Consider the following 13,063-nt stretch of genomic DNA (forward strand, 5'->3'; position numbering starts at 1 on the left):
AGACAGCATATTTTCGAGTATATTGAATCTTTTTATAACCGTCAGCGATTGCATTCGACTCTGGGATATAAAAGTCCGGTTGAGTTCGAAAACGTATCTTTGACACCTTAAATTAGTGTCCACAGTTTCGGGGCAAGATCACCGCCTTCGGCGTCCTCCGCTACCCCCTCTTGGGTGGCCGCCTTGACAAAACAGATGCTAGACCATGCATTGTTGTGGCGGCACCCACGTGGAGCAGTTGAGAAGAAAAAGCGTTGAAGAGTTGAAAAATTGTGAAAGAGTCTTTGGTTGATGATTATTGCGAATGCGGATGGCGCGGACAGAGTACTTGACAGAATGGTTTTCTTATTCCCGAGCGTTAGGGGCGACCGGAGGCCGCGCTGGAGCGCGGTGCCGCCCGGACCCGGCCGCGTACTCGCGGCATAGGGCCGAGGCGGCCCGAGGGCGAGCCCGAGACCGGAGGGAGAACCGACCCTGAGCGCAGCGAAGGGGAACGCCCAGATTCATACTGAGAAAGAAGAACTCATGAAAGACAAAGTATTCATCTTCGACACAACCTTACGCGACGGTGAGCAGGCCCTGCCCTCGAGCCTGTCGGTTGACCAGAAACTGCGCATCGCGCGGCAGCTGGCCCGGCTCAAGGTTGACATAATAGAAGCCGGGTTTCCCATAAGCTCGCCCGGCGATTTCACGAGCGTGTCGACCATTGCGAGGGAGATCAGGGGGCCCGTGATCTGCGGCCTGGCGCGCGCGATCGACAAGGACATTTACACGTGCGCAAAAGCCATAAAGGCGGCGGCGCGTCCGCGCATCCATACGTTCATCGGCACGTCGCCGATCCACCGGCAGCGGCAGATCAGGAAATCGAAGGAAGAGGTGCTCGAGATGATCAGGCGCAGCGTGAAGCTCTCGCACCGCCTGTGCGGCGACGTGGAGTTCTCGCCCATGGACGCGGGCCGTACCGAGGACGATTTCCTGTGTGCGGTGGTGGAGCTCGCCATACGGTGCGGCGCGCGCACGATCAACATTCCCGACACCGTCGGCTACACCACGCCGGAGCAGTTCGCGGGGCAGATCGACATGCTGTTCAACCGGGTGCCGAATGTCGACAAGGCGATCATCTCGGTGCACTGCCACAACGATTTGGGCATGGCGACCGCCAACTCGGTGACCGCTGTGGCGCACGGCGCGCGCCAGGTGGAATGCGCGGTGAACGGCATCGGCGAGCGCGCGGGCAACACCGCGCTCGAGGAAGTGGTGATGACGCTCGCGGTGCGGCGCGACCTGTTCGCCTGCGAGGTAGGAGTTGACACAAAGGAAATAATGCGCACCAGCCGCCTCGTGCGGGAGACCTGCAACATGCCGGTGCAGCCGAACAAGGCGATCGTGGGCGGCAACGCGTTCGCGCATTCGTCAGGCATACACCAGGACGGCGTGCTCAAGGCGACGCAGACCTTCGAGATCATGACGCCGGAATCGGTGGGGCTCAAGGAGAGCCGCATGAACCTGACGAGCCGTTCGGGCGGCCACATGGTGAAGGCGCGCCTCACGGCGCTCGGGTACCGGGAGGCGGAGTTTGACATCGGGGAATTTTACCGGCGGTTCATCGCGCTGGCCGACAAGAAGGGCTCGGTGTACGACGACGACCTGATCGCGCTCATGGAATCGAAGGACGGCCAGGGCATGGCCGACCGGTACGCGCTTTCGTACCTCAACGTGTCGAGCGGCCGCGGCACCGTGCCCACGGCAACGGCGCGCATCGCGTTTGACGGAAAGGAAGTCCAGGAGGCCGCGACCGGCGACGGCGCGGTGGACGCCGCGACCAAGGCCATCGACCGGATCACGGGCTGCAGTGTTACCATCGAGAACTACCACCTCGAGGCGGTCACGGGCGGCCGCGAGGCGCAGGGACGCGTGACCATCAACGGCAGGGCGGCCGAGGGTTTGTTCGTGGGCGTCGGCACGAGCACCGACATTGTTGAAGCGTCGGCGCTGGCCTATATGGATATTGTCAATAAGATAGCAAGGATGAGAAAGTTCAGGAAGAAATTGCCGATTAACAAATAAGGAGTTGAGGGGCTAAAGAGTTGAAAGGTTGAAAAGAAAGAGTGTGTCATTGCGAGGAGCGAAACGACGAGGCAATCTCCCGATGATTCATGGCCAAACTTTTGGATTTGTAACTTTGTCACTTTTTTAAAAAGGAGCGGGGTTTTTTGATGAAGTCATACAACATAGCCGTCATTCCCGGCGACGGAACAGGCCCGGAAGTGGTCCGGGAAGGCATCAAGGTACTTGACGCCGCGTGCGCGAAGCACAAGGTGAAGCTGAACTACGTCAATTATGATTTCGGCGGCGAGCGCTATCTGAAAACGGGCGAGACGCTCCCGGACAGTGCGCTTGACGAATTGCGCAAGCACGACTCCATTTATCTCGGCGCCATCGGCCATCCCGACGTGCAGCCCGGTATTCTGGAGGTCGGCATCCTGCTCAAGGCGCGCTTCGCGCTCGACCAGTACATAAATTTACGGCCTGTCAAGCTGTACCCGAACGTCGAAACGCCGCTCAAGGATAAAAAGCCCGAGCACATCGATTTCGTGGTGGTGCGGGAGAACACGGGCGGCATTTACACCGGCATCGGCGGCGTGTCGCGCAAGGGCACGCCCCAGGAGGTCGCCACGCAGGTCATGGTGTACGACCGCCAGACCGTTGACCGCTGCCTGCGCTATGCGTTCGAGCTCAAGAAAAAACGCAACGCGGGCAATGCACACTACGCGGCGAAGCCGATCACGCTGGTGCACAAGCGCAACGTGCTGACCCATTGCGGCGACCTGTGGTTCCGCGCATTCGAGGAGATGGGCGCAAAGGAATATCCTGGGCTCAAACGGGACTACAACCATGTCGACGCGGCGAATATGTGGTTTGTCAAGAACCCCGAATGGTTCGACGTCGTGGTCACCGAGAACCTGTTCGGCGACATCATCACCGACCTGGCGGCCATGATCCAGGGTGGCCTGGGCATTGCGGCGGGCGGCAACATCAACCCGCAGGGCGTATCGATGTTCGAGCCCATGGGCGGCAGCGCGCCCAAGTACACGGGCAAGAACGTGATCAACCCGCTCGCGGCGATCGCAGCCGGCGGAATGATGCTTGACACTTTGGGAGAAACGGCCGCGGGAAGCGCAATTGAACGGGCGATATTTGATGCATTGTCATCCGGCAAGATCAAGAGCCTCGCGGCGGGAAAAATGGGGATGAGCACGAATGAAATGGGTGATTTTGTCGCGTCGTTCGTGAGATGATAAAAAAGATCTGGGCGCCCCGCCGAAGCGGTGGCTGATCAGAGGAGTAATAATTGGTTTGATGTGACAATAAGGAATTCGATCGGAGTAACGGGAGTGGTTTGACAAATAAGATATCCGCCGAAGCGTTAGGTGGACCGGAGGGTGAGCGAGAGCGAATTGCCGGCCGGCCCCGCCGCGGCAGCGGCATCGGGCGGTCCGGCAACGAGGCGAATAGCCGAGCCCGGAGGGAGACCGGCCCGAGCCTGAGTCTTGACGAAGGCGAGGGAAACGCCCAAATTTATAGGTAATAATAATAAGAAGAAGAAATAAAAAATGAATCAACCAAAACAAATCCAAATCTACGACACCACCCTGCGCGACGGCAACCAGGCGCTCGGCATAAGCCTTTCCGTTTCCGACAAGCTGCGCATCGCGGCGCGGCTGAGCGACCTCGGCATCCATTACATCGAGGGCGGGTGGCCCAACGCGACCAACAATGCCGACGTCGACTTTTTCAAACGGGTGAAAAAGCTCGGGCTCGCCTCGAAGATCGCGGCGTTCGGGTCAACGAGGAGGCCGCGCCACACCTGCACAAGCGATCCGTATGTACAGATGCTGCTTAAGTCCGGCGCGCCCGTGGTGACGGTGTTCGGGAAATCGTGGGACCTGCACGCGACCAAGGTGCTCAAGGTGACGCTCGAGCAGAACCTGGAGCTCATCCACGACACGGTCTCGTACCTGTCAAGGCGCGTCGACGAGGTGATCTACGACGCCGAGCATTTTTTCGACGGGTACCGGCACAACAAGGACTACGCGCTCGAGACGCTCGCGGCGGCGCAGGACGCGGGCGCCGGCGTGATCGTGCTGTGCGACACCAACGGCGGAACCCTGCCGGACGAGTTCGTTGACACATGGCGCGCCGCGAAGCGCGCCGTGCGCTGCGGCCTGGGCGTGCACACGCACAACGACGCGGGCTGCGCCGACGCCAACTCGCTGCTCGCGGTGAGCGAGGGAGCGGTGCAGGTGCAGGGCACCATGAACGGCCTCGGCGAGCGCTGCGGCAACGCGAATTTGTGCACCGTCATACCGGACCTGCAGCTCAAGCGCGGCTGCGCCGTGCTCGCGCCGCAGGCGCTGCAGAAGCTCACCGAGGCGTCGGTGTTCGTTTCCGAGGTGGCCAACGAGGCGCACAACATGCGCCAGCCCTACGTGGGCGAATGCGCGTTCACGCACAAGGCGGGCGCGCACGCCGACGGTGTGCGCAAGGCCGAAGAATCGTTCGAGCACGTGAAGCCCCAGAGCGTGGGCAACACGCGGCAGTTCGTGGTGTCGTCGCAAGCCGGGCAGAGCACCATCCTCCAGAAGCTCTCGCAGGCGAGGCCGGGACTCGGCAAGCACCATCCCGTGGTGAAAAAACTGCTGGCGAAAATAAAAGCGCTCGAGGGCGACGGCTACCAGTTCGAGGCGGCCGACGCGTCGTTCGAGCTCATCGCCCAGGAAATGCTGGGGCGGATTGCCGAGACCTTTGAGTTCAAAGGGTTCAGGGTGATCGAGGAAAAGCGCGAGAGCGGCGACGTGTTTTCTGAGGCGACGATAAAACTCAAGAAGGACGGCGTGTACGAGCACACCGCGGCCGAGGGCGACGGGCCGGTCAACGCGCTCGACAACGCGCTGCGCAAGGCGCTGGTAAAGTTCTACCCGAACCTGCGCGAGGTGAAGCTCGAGGACTTCAAGGTGCGCGTGCTTGACGGAAAAGAAGGCACCGCGGCAAAGGTGCGCGTGCTCATCGAGTCGTCGGACGGCCGCGACCGGTGGGGTACCGTGGGCGTGTCCACCAACGTCATCGAGGCGTCGTGGCTCGCGCTCATCGACAGCCTCAAATACAAGCTCATGAAGGACGGGCTCGCGGAAGCGGACGGAAAGATACGCAAGGACGATAGGCCTCGAAAGCGGCAAAAATAGATAAACCGGAGAAACGCTATGGCAAGGAACATCGACTGGAAAAACCTCGGCTTTCAGTACCTGCAGACCGAGCATTATGTCAAATGCGAATTCAAGAACGGGAAATGGGGCAAGATCCATACTTGCACCGATCCCCGCATCACGCTCCACATCGCGGCGACGTGCCTTCACTACGGCCAGGCATGCTTCGAGGGGCTCAAGGCGTTTTGCCGCAAGGACGGCACGGTTGCCATGTTCCGGCCCGACGAGAACGCAAAGCGCCTGATAAGCTCGGCGCGCCGCCTCGTGATGGAGCCGCCGCCCCAGGAGCTTTTTCTTTCCGCGGCGGAGAAGCTCATCATGCTCAACAAAGCGTACGTACCGCCCTACGGCACGGGCGCGAGCCTGTATCTGCGACCGGTGCTTGTCGGCAGCAGCCCGCACATCGGCGTGCACCCGTCGGAGGAATACGTGCTCATCATGCTCGCAACGCCCATGGGGCCGTATTACAAGAACGGGTTCTACCCGGTCAAGGCCTACATCCAGGAGCAGTACGACCGGGCCGCGCCCAAGGGCGTGGGCAACATCAAGGCCGGCGGCAACTACGCTGCAGGCATGATGGGCGATCTTGACGGAAAAGAAAAAGGCTACCCCATCTGCCTGTACCTTGATTCCGCCACGCATAAGTACATCGACGAGTTCGGCACGTCGAATTTTCTGGCCATCACCACGAAGGGCGCGTATGTCACGCCCGAATCAACGTCGGTGCTCCCGAGCGTCACCAACATGAGCCTGCAGGTGATCGCGAAGGACTTCGGCCTCACGGTCGAGCGCCGGAAAATTCCGGTCACCGAGCTTTCACGGTTCGCCGAGGTGGGCGCCTGCGGCACCGCGGTGGTGATCACGCCCGTGTATTCCATCCGCTACGGGAAAAAGCTCTTTACTTTCGGCAAGGAGCACGAGGCTGGTCCGACCTTGACAAAACTGTACAACGAGATAACGGGAATCCAGTACGGCGAGATCAAGGACAGGCATCACTGGATGTACAAAGTAGATGTAAAGTAATTACAATTTTGGTGGGGGAAGTCTCCCCCTGGGTCCAGCCAACCGGCGTCATGTAGGGGCGCATCATCATGCGCCCCTTTTTATTTCGCCGCCGGTTGTCTGGACCCACATCCCCTCTTTGGCGCCGAAACTCCCACGGTGTGCGAGCTTCTGCAGTGGCTGGCGACCCGATTGCGGCAGTGCAGGCCTTACACGGTGGAAGAAGAATATTATAGTTTTTAGGATGCCTGAAATATTTGTACTTTACAACTGCGGGTCGCGGGTGCGCCCAGCGGATGGATGAATCTTGCAACTGACGGTACCCGGCCGCACCCAGGAGAGGAAAGCGCCTGCCCAACTGGGAAGGGCGGAAAGCGCTGCCGAGGACCCCGCAGTCCCGCAAGGGACGAGGAGGCCGAGGCCGGGGGAGAGGTATCTCCCCCGGAAATGATTTAAATTATTCTATATATCCCTGCAGCTCACACTTTTCATACCCCCGCAAATACCTCAAATAATAAATCCACTTCATTATGCTCAGATGGTCAAATACAAATCTGTAATACCTGCCCGCATAGATAAATTCCACGATGTCCTTTTTCTGGATCACCACGTTCGAAAGTTTCTGCACGTCGAACATCAGCGGATCGCCGGCTGGATCATCGGGATAAAAGGAGAGCGTGCTTGCGATAAGGGAAAGCGAGCCGTTGCCGGCAGGGGAGAACGAGGCATTGGTGTCGCCGGTCAGCATCGCGACGCCGTCGCTTTTTGCAAGCACCGCGCCGGCGCCGGCGGTCCTTATTTTTTCGATCACCTTCTGCCGGTGTAAAAGCGCCCAGTCGAACAGGTCGGCGCAAGATTGTGTCGCATTTTTCCCGGGCGTCAATCTGCAGGTCGCGCTGATCGTCCACGACGAGCCGCAGGCGCCGCAGGCGATCGTGTCGCCCGACGCCGAAAGCGTGTCTTCCGCTCCGCAATGCATGCACGTCCACACGAAACGCTCCAGGCCCTCGGCCAGTCTCCTGCCGGAAAAAATCGCATCGGTGTTTGACGGATCTTTGATGTCGTTATGCTCGATGAACGTCCGCATTTTGTCAAACAATTCGTCATCGGAAAGGGCCTTTATCTGGCCGGGGTCAAGACTTTTATAGGTTACGGTGATGCGACCCTTGCGAATGGAATCGGCCCACCACGGTTTGGTGAGAAAGTTTCCCGCAACGCGGCAGAGCACGAGGCTTGCCCCGGTCCTTCGCACGATTTTCTCTATGCCCCTGTAAATAAGCTGGGTCTCGCCGTCCCAGGTGGTCTGTCCTTCGGGGAAGATGCACACCGGACACCCGTCTGACAAAAGGGAAACGGTCTTCTTTATGGCCTTGAAATCGGACGCGCCTTTCTTTTTGGGAAACGCGCCGATGCTCTTCAGGTACCACCGCGAGACTGCGCCCCGGGTGAACGCCTCGTCGTTGCACATGATGGCGAATGGGTACCTGCTGTAGTACCCGATGATCCACGGGTCGAAGAAGGTTCCGTGGTTCGACACAACGACGAACGGCGGCTTGGGAAAGGGGTCGGAATCCTTTGTCTTGCTAAAATGGAACAGCGGCATGAGGTACCCGCGCACGAAAACGCGGGAGAAGATGTTCCACATGATCCAACGGTATAGGTAAATAAGCCTGTGTTTCATTCAAGGATCCAAAAAAAATCACCACGGAGAAACAAAGGACACCAAGAAGAAAAAAAACCTCTCCTCAGGAAGGCAAAGATGCCTAAAAAATAAGTATCGGTTACTTTGCGTGCTTGGCGAGACAATTTTCCCCTGCGCTCCCTATGCCTCTATGGTGAAATTTTTAAACATTAAACCTAAAGAAAACAATATCCCCGTCTTTAATCACATAGTCTTTTCCCTCAGCCCTTACCTTGCCCGCCGCCCGCAGGGCGGCTTCCGATTTGTAATGCTCCAGCTCCTCCAGCGTGAACACTTCGGCGCGGATGAACCCCTTTTCAAAATCGGAATGAATGATCCCGGCTGCCTTTACGGCGTGGGTGCCTTTTGCTATGGTCCATGCGCGGTTTTCCTTTGGCGTTGCCGTGAAAAACGTCTCAAGGCCGAGCAGCCGGTAAATCGCCTGCGCGAGCAAGGCAAGTCCGGATTTGTCAAGGCCAAGCCCGGCCAGGAACTCCGGCCGCTCCTGCTCGGGAAGGTCGGCGATTTCGGCCTCTATTTTGCCGCAGATGCGCACCATGTCCGCGCCGTTTGCCGCGGCATACTTTCGCAGCGCAGCCGCGTGAGCATTGTCCTTAAGCGCGGCATTTTCATCGACGTTGGCAACGTAGAGAACCGGTTTTGCCGTGAGAAGGTTGAGCTCGGCAAGTGCAATGGATTCTTCCGCGTTCGTGGGCATTTTTCTCGCGGGAACGCCGGCGCCGAGCGAATCGAATGCCTTTTGAAAAACCGCCAGCTGCTCCTTGAGCTCCTTGTCGCCGGATTTTGCGGCTTTTTCCACGCGGGAAATGGCGCGCTCCACCGTTCCCAGGTCGGCGAGCATGAGCTCGGTCTCGACAAGGCCCGCGTCGCGCACCGGATCAATGCCGCCTTCCACGTGCACGATGTTGCTGTCTTCAAAGCAGCGCACCACGTGCACCACGGCATTCACGTTTTTTATGTGGCCGAGAAACTGGTTACCGAGGCCCTCGCCCTTTGACGCGCCCCTCACGAGTCCCGCAATGTCAACGAGCTCCAGAAACGCGGGAACCACTTTTTGCGTGGGACACAGCAGCGTGACGCGGCTGAGCCTGTCGTCGGGCACGGCCACGATGCCCGTGTTCGGCTCGATGGTGGTGAACGGGTAATTCTCCACTTGCGCCCTGCCGCTGCACAGCGCGTTGAACAAGGTGGATTTGCCCACGTTGGGCAGGCCCGCGATGCCCGCGGAAAGTCCCATGAAAATTCCCAGAGTTGATGTGGCCTTAAAGCGCCTTTAAAAATTGTTTTATGATAATGTCATCCCCGCGAAAGCGGGAATCCATCCTCGTATTCCAGAGGAGAAGATGGGCTCCCGCTTTCGCGGGAGTGACAGGTGTCCATAATATTTTTAGAGGTTCTCTTGATTGTGTTCCTAATATAGCATCCGCATGATTCTTTGCTCAATCCTAATATTATTTCCTTGCCCCGCCAGGGCGCTTCGTTCTACATTACAGAATGGATGAAAACGCTTTTGTGGAAATATTACTTCTGGGCCGTGCTGGCGCTCGACCTGGTCTCGTTCATCATGCCGTATGAGCGCCGCGTGTGGGAAATGGTCGACATGGGATTTTTTCTCGTCGCGCTCGCCGGCCTGTTCGGTTTTTGCTGGAAAAAGCAGCTTGTAGCCAGGCTTTTCTGGCGGATTTTCTTCGCGGCTTTTCTCTGCTGGATACCGGTGTATTTTTTCGTGTTCCCGCCCGCTTCCGTGCAGGCGGACATCGGAAAAGCCTCTCCGGTCGCGGTTTTCGCGCTCGCGGCCGTGACCATCGCGTTGCATGTGCCGATGTTCGCGGGATTGTTTTTGTATGGGTTTGGGAGGGGGGAGATTTGGGAAGGGTCGTGTTAAAATGAAGAAATCTTCGCAAGGGATAAAAATAAGGTGAGATGTTTCGCTAATACAAATACTTGAAAAAATAAAGGCCGGTAGGGTTTTCCTAAAGGGTTGTTATCAATTTTGGTCGGAAAGAAGAAATATCGGAGAAGCTCTCTCGCCCAGCTGTTGTTTTTCCTAAATGTCAACTTAATTGCCGCTTTGCATCATTATTTTCCCCTTTTGGCAAACACGCCCATGAAAAAATCGCTGGCGATCCCCCCACGCCTCAAAAGTTCCATTTCGGTTTGAATGCAACGGTCAACAATGCGCATCGCCTCGGGATCATCATCAGTAAAATTTGCGCCGATGTCGTGGAACAGCGGGCACAACACCGGGCCGCCGATCTCCTTCAACTCGAGCGTTTCAAAATGTTTGTTTAGAAGCGGCCTGATTTTTTCCGATTCCACGGCCTCGGAGGGATCGGCGAGGTACATGCGGAGCAGGCCCGGCCGCTGCACGTGCTTTTTTACTTTGTCAAGTTTCCATAATTTCCGGTAGCGCTCGGGCATCTGCCGCAGCAGCTCATTGGCCTGGCGCAGCTGCGCATCCGGCCACTGCAGCCGGTTTTTACCGGCGTATTCGTCAACGATGAAGAGGCCGCCCGGCTTCAGGCAATTATTGACAATAGCGATAACCTTTTCCATGCGCGAGAAATGGTGCAGGGAGTGCTGGACAAAAACCGCGTCGAAATAGCCGGCCGGCAGAGTAATATTCGAAACGTTCCCGGCCGCAAAGGTAATTTCAGAATGGCGGTTTTCGGCCGCGAGATTGTTGGCGAAGGCAACCAGCTTCGGCGAAAGCTCTATCCCGCGGAATTCCCTGAACCGGCAATACCCGGCCCAGCGCAGTTCGTTGTAGCCGCGGCCGGAGCCCAGGGAAAGGGCAATCAGCGGCTGCCGCGCTTTAAGATATTTTTCCGCGATGTAGTCGTAGTATTCCCTGTTTGAGTTACCGGTGGTGATCAAACTGATGTGCGTCTGGATCCGGTTGATGTTTCCCCATTCCTTGCCGGGGAGGTCGATGCTGCTCCAGGCCGCCCTGGTGCGGGAGCTCTTGCGTAATCGGAACCGGGACAGCAAGTCGCGCAGCGGAAACCGCAGCGCCTCATGATAGAGGTCGATGAGGTCCTGGATATGGATGATGTTCCTGAAATCAATCATGGGCCCCAAAATAAATCCGGCGGAAATACAAGGTTGTTGCGTTTGGCTGGCATTTCCTTAGACGATACTCTGGCGGGGGAATCCCCCCTTTGAGAAATTTCAAATTACTAAATGAGAAATCAACCTCTTTGGATTTTCCATTGGACAATCATTGATTGTCACCGGACGGCCGACCCGAGCCTGAGTCTTGACGATGGCGAGGGGAACGCCCAACTCATTAATTTACTTAATACAACTCGCTCATCAATTCCCAAAGCCCCTGAATCGCCATGGCGGTGGTGTCGCCCTTGAGCGCCGTTTCGTTCCGGACGTCGGTGCCGTTGCCGAAAATGGTGTTGCGGCCGGCAAGGGGCCGCGACCCGATCTGCAGGCACACGCCGATCGTGTTGCTGGTGATGACGTTGTCCACGAGCACCGGCGTGGCAAAGTCCGCGACAACGCCGTACACGTTGCGGAAGAATTTGCAGTCCTTCACGTGGGGCGCGGCCTGCTTGGTGCAGTACAGGCCCACGTGGTTGCCCGCGAATTCGCACGAGTCAAACACCGGGCCCGCCTCCCACACCAGGCCGCGGTACATTCCCTCGAACCGGCAGTTGCGGCAGTAGGCGCCGGCTCTTTTCCCGTAAATCAAAAAGCCGCACCAGCAGGGCGGCGCGACCGCGCCGTGCGGCCGGTTAACGCAGGTGAAGGTGATGGGCTCGGCTGCCGTGCCCCGCGCGATGAGCAGTCCGCGCACCACGAACTTGTAATAGCCGGAGAATTTGATGGTGGTGCCGGGTTTGATGACGCAGGTGAGAGATTCTGGGACTTCAAAGGTGCCGGTGAGGACGGTGTCGCGGGAAATGGTGAACGATTCGTTTTTAGCCGATGCAGAGGTTAAGGCAGATAAAATGATAACGATTGTTGATATAAAAGTTTTCATAATAATAATAGTTTACAAAATAAAAAAAATAATTTTTTCCCAATTAACGGCTCTCCGCGGGTGCGCCTGGCAGTAGTGTGAATCTTGGCACTGCCGGTACCCGGCCGCACCCAGGAGAGGGGAGTGCCGATACTTCTCCCCCGGAAATTCTTTATTTCATCAATTGTAAATCGACATCTTCCTTCAATGAAATTTTAAAGCCGCCCTGCCCCGCCTCGGGCACCACAAAATGTATCGACGCGCTTTGGAGCGTTTTGCCGGTCACATTGATGATGGCATTGCCCGTTCCGCTGCCCTTTGTGGGCATTTTGTCAAGCATGCCCGCGGTGTCGGGGTTCTTTAATTCCACTTGGTAGGTGAACTTCCAGCGCACCAGCGCCAGCGTGGCATGGTTGCTGTTTGTAAACAAGCTGTCGAGCGAGAACGACTGGAACAGGTGGCCCGCGGCAGTGCCGTGCTTTGTTTCGAGCGGGATTGTCTTTTCCCGTTCCCAGGCGGAGCCTGTGCGGACTTTTATCTTGGGAAGCGCGGGAACCGTTTTCGCAAGGTCCTTGAAAAGGTCCCATTCCCCGATCCGGACCAGCGGCAACGAGGAGGAATCTTCAGGAACGATCACGCCGTCGTTAAGCGCGCAGACAAGCCTGACACCCTTTGCCTGCTCCACCAGGTTCTGCAGGTCGGCCTTGCTGAGGATGTCGGAGGACACCGCAACAGAGCCGACCGCCGCGTGAAGGCGACTCTTGTCGGATGAATCAACGGTGCCGAAAAGCGTGCAGCGCGCCACGCTGGAAAACGCCCGCTGCGTGTCAGCGGAAGCCACCGTGCCGCTTGCCGCCGCGGTAAGGCTGTAGCGCCAGGTTTTTTGTTTTGAAAAGTCAAGCGAAAGGCTTACGCTGGAATGATCCGCGCATCCGCAAAAAGAAATGCAGGCGAGGAGGAAGTAGATATGTTGTTTGTTGATTTTCAAATGAAAACTTCTCTATTATGGATGATAGTGCGTGATAAAGAACCTTATGTGTTTCTTGTAAGGTAAAATAATTATTGAAAAGACCTAATAATAAATTGATAGGGAAGATTGTTGCTTTGAAAATTGAAAATGTC

General features: G+C 57.2%; 11 protein-coding genes. 6 read left to right on the forward strand and 5 right to left on the reverse strand.

The annotated features are described in order from the left end of the window. The 5 genes from VLX68_03260 to VLX68_03280 all read left to right on the forward strand — a co-directional run. Positions 1 to 111, forward strand: a 111-nt coding sequence (locus tag VLX68_03260) for an IS3 family transposase (GenBank protein ID HUI91245.1), incomplete at its 5' end; no start/stop codon positions are given. A gap of 414 nt (positions 112 to 525) precedes the next feature. Beyond that, positions 526 to 2,067 carry a 2-isopropylmalate synthase gene (locus VLX68_03265; protein HUI91246.1) on the forward strand — a complete coding sequence of 514 codons (1,542 nt, stop codon included), beginning with the start codon at positions 526 to 528 and terminating at the stop codon, positions 2,065 to 2,067. Positions 2,068 to 2,216: 149 nt separating this feature from the next. Further along, positions 2,217 to 3,299 carry a 3-isopropylmalate dehydrogenase gene (locus VLX68_03270; GenBank protein HUI91247.1) on the forward strand — a complete coding sequence of 361 codons (1,083 nt, stop codon included), beginning with the start codon at positions 2,217 to 2,219 and terminating at the stop codon, positions 3,297 to 3,299. Positions 3,300 to 3,614: 315 nt separating this feature from the next. Next, positions 3,615 to 5,243: a citramalate synthase gene (gene cimA, locus VLX68_03275; GenBank protein HUI91248.1), complete on the forward strand. Its 1,629-nt coding sequence runs from the start codon at positions 3,615 to 3,617 to the stop codon at positions 5,241 to 5,243. 18 nt (positions 5,244 to 5,261) lie between these two features. Beyond that, a complete protein-coding gene (locus tag VLX68_03280) occupies positions 5,262 to 6,287 on the forward strand; it encodes a branched-chain amino acid aminotransferase (protein ID HUI91249.1) in 1,026 nt (341 codons plus the stop codon). Positions 6,288 to 6,723: 436 nt separating this feature from the next. Here the strand turns inward: VLX68_03280 and VLX68_03285 are convergent, their stop codons facing one another. Continuing rightward, positions 6,724 to 7,947, reverse strand: a complete 1,224-nt coding sequence (locus VLX68_03285) for a lysophospholipid acyltransferase family protein (protein HUI91250.1) — start codon at positions 7,945 to 7,947, stop codon at positions 6,724 to 6,726. Between the two features lie 163 nt (positions 7,948 to 8,110). Continuing rightward, positions 8,111 to 9,205: a redox-regulated ATPase YchF gene (gene ychF, locus VLX68_03290; protein ID HUI91251.1), complete on the reverse strand. Its 1,095-nt coding sequence runs from the start codon at positions 9,203 to 9,205 to the stop codon at positions 8,111 to 8,113. A 261-nt stretch (positions 9,206 to 9,466) separates the two neighbouring features. On the opposite strand from ychF, the gene VLX68_03295 reads away from it, so the two are divergent. Continuing rightward, the gene (locus VLX68_03295) at positions 9,467 to 9,853 is read left to right on the forward strand and encodes a hypothetical protein (GenBank protein ID HUI91252.1); all 387 of its coding nucleotides are present in this window, start codon (positions 9,467 to 9,469) and stop codon (positions 9,851 to 9,853) included. Between the two features lie 194 nt (positions 9,854 to 10,047). On the opposite strand, the gene VLX68_03300 is transcribed toward VLX68_03295, so the two are convergent. The 3 genes from VLX68_03300 to VLX68_03310 all read right to left on the reverse strand — a co-directional run bounded on the left by VLX68_03300 (position 10,048) and on the right by VLX68_03310 (position 12,929). Continuing rightward, positions 10,048 to 11,040 carry a class I SAM-dependent methyltransferase gene (locus VLX68_03300; protein ID HUI91253.1) on the reverse strand — a complete coding sequence of 331 codons (993 nt, stop codon included), beginning with the start codon at positions 11,038 to 11,040 and terminating at the stop codon, positions 10,048 to 10,050. Positions 11,041 to 11,266: 226 nt separating this feature from the next. Further along, positions 11,267 to 11,962: a right-handed parallel beta-helix repeat-containing protein gene (locus VLX68_03305; GenBank protein HUI91254.1), complete on the reverse strand. Its 696-nt coding sequence runs from the start codon at positions 11,960 to 11,962 to the stop codon at positions 11,267 to 11,269. Positions 11,963 to 12,113: 151 nt separating this feature from the next. After that, positions 12,114 to 12,929, reverse strand: coding sequence for a hypothetical protein (locus tag VLX68_03310; protein ID HUI91255.1), 816 nt, complete (start codon positions 12,927 to 12,929; stop codon positions 12,114 to 12,116). Positions 12,930 to 13,063: the final 134 nt, after the last annotated feature.

The sequence above is a fragment of the Chitinivibrionales bacterium genome (genome assembly GCA_035516255.1).
In the GTDB taxonomy this organism is placed as follows: Bacteria; Fibrobacterota; Chitinivibrionia; order Chitinivibrionales; family FEN-1185; genus FEN-1185.